This is a genomic window from Armatimonadia bacterium, assembly GCA_039679385.1.
Taxonomy (GTDB): Bacteria; Armatimonadota; Zipacnadia; order Zipacnadales; family JABUFB01; genus JAJFTQ01.
In genome coordinates, this window is the sequence record JBDKVB010000172.1 from 1 (window position 1) to 1,548 (window position 1,548).

4 protein-coding genes are annotated in these 1,548 nt (G+C 64.3%); all 4 read right to left on the reverse strand.

The window, feature by feature from the left end:
* Positions 1-137: 137 nt before the first annotated feature.
* Positions 138-695 carry a hypothetical protein gene (locus ABFE16_19750; protein MEN6347535.1) on the reverse strand — a complete coding sequence of 186 codons (558 nt, stop codon included), beginning with the start codon at positions 693-695 and terminating at the stop codon, positions 138-140.
* Entirely contained in the window at positions 665-1,054 is a 390-nt protein-coding gene (locus ABFE16_19755; GenBank protein MEN6347536.1) for an NUMOD4 domain-containing protein, read from the reverse strand. The genes ABFE16_19750 and ABFE16_19755 overlap by 31 nt, the downstream gene beginning before the upstream one ends.
* Positions 1,051-1,176: a hypothetical protein gene (locus tag ABFE16_19760; GenBank protein ID MEN6347537.1), complete on the reverse strand. Its 126-nt coding sequence runs from the start codon at positions 1,174-1,176 to the stop codon at positions 1,051-1,053. Before ABFE16_19760 ends, ABFE16_19755 begins: the two co-directional genes overlap by 4 nt.
* The coding region (locus ABFE16_19765) for a hypothetical protein (GenBank protein ID MEN6347538.1) at positions 1,173-1,548 on the reverse strand (376 nt) is incomplete at its 5' end. The genes ABFE16_19765 and ABFE16_19760, both read right to left, overlap by 4 nt.

Below are 1,548 nucleotides of genomic sequence, written 5' to 3' on the forward strand. Positions count from 1 at the left end.
CTGCCAGCCGATGTTCTGGACATGCGCGGCATAGAAGTATGTCCCCGATGCCGCGGTGGCGGGCGCAGCGATCGCTGCAGCCGGGAGCAGGAGCGCAACCGCAACCAGCGCGGCGAGCCCCCTCTTAGTGTTGTGCATCATTTCTCCTCTCCATAGACCCATTCCAGGGTCGGCTTGTGTTTCAGTGTCCTGGTCAGGAACCAGATGATGTGCTTGGTGGCCGAGATCACGTCGTTCGCGTCCAGCTGCCCGACATCGGTACCAGTCAACCACAGACCGAGGCGCTGTAGCAACTCGTCCGAGAGTTTCCTGTTCTTGTCGGGGTCGTTGTCGGGGCTCCGGCGCAGCACCTGGCTGGTGGCAGGCTGCCAGTGGCCCCGAGGGTACGGCGGCATGATGCCCCGGCCGACGAGCAGGCCCTCCTGCGCGAGGGGGTACGTGGACTCCAGCGTGTGCGTCCCCCCGTCGATCGGCCGCGGGATGAACTTCTCCGAGCCGATGATGTGGTCCTCCAGTCGATCGCTTGCGGTACGCATGACCGTCGGGTGGATGGGGTGCTTGGCGAGCCAGTCGATCAGGCCCTGCTGCCCGCCTGGCACCTGGTGGATCTCACGCGGCTCGTAGTGGTGGTTCTCACCGAACCAGCCCGTGACGATGCCGGTGCTCACGCCCGGGTCGAACCAGGTGATATACATGCCGCCTCCCTTCGATGATTCTCGCGGTCGATGGCGTTCTGTGAGTACGTTCCCCAGTACAGGTTCCCGGGCGTATTGTTCAAGGCGTTCCCGTCGGAGTGTAGCGCCAGCAGTCCGGGAGCTTCGCCGGGCACGAAGGCTTGCGCGACCAGGCGGTGTACGTTGAGCGTATGGCCACGACCATTCTTGTGTAGCCGAACCTGGAGGCGCTTTGTCTTGCGATTGATCTGCGCCTTGAACGGTCGCCCCCTTCGGTGCCAGCCACGAGAATCGACCCGATCAAGACTGCGAACGTTTCCGATATCAGACACCTCGTAGATGCCCTCGTAGCCCGGGACCGGAAGCCAGGCTTCGGTCACCGCTGGCTCCGGTTGAAGCGGTAGAGCGAGACCCAACCGATGACGATCGAGGCCAGCCCGGCGATGGTCCAGGCGATGATGGCGGCGGCCCCGATGACCACGGCCATTCCGATGACGATCATGATCCCTCCTCAACGTTAGTGCCCTCAAAGTTGATATAGGCCAGCAGGTCGCCAACCTTATCCAGCTTGCGCCAGGGTCCCAGCGTATCGCGGTACAGTGCCGAGCGCAAGGACCCGTCCTGGTACCAGACCTGCAGCTGGCGCCCACTCGGGTGCGCAGCGTCGGTGAAGAGGTTCGTCAGCGTCTTGTCCGGGCGGGTCTCTCCGGCCCGCTCCCCGGTCTTGTAGACCGTCCCGGCCAGGAAGACCTTGGTGACCTGCGAGGCGCTCCACCAGCCGCACAGCGCCAGCCAGGCCAGGTTCTTGGTGGTGGAGGGATTCAGATCCTCCACGGTGGCGGGGCGGGACGGCTCGATGATCTCCAGGGGCTCG

What these genes read in the sequence shown, in the direction of transcription:
- ABFE16_19750 (MEN6347535.1), bottom strand. Translation starts at nt 695, where the DNA reads ATGTATATCACCTGGTTCGACCCGGGCGTGAGCACCGGCATCGTCACG.
- ABFE16_19760 (MEN6347537.1), bottom strand. Translation starts at nt 1,176, where the DNA reads ATGATCGTCATCGGAATGGCCGTGGTCATCGGGGCCGCCGCCATCATC.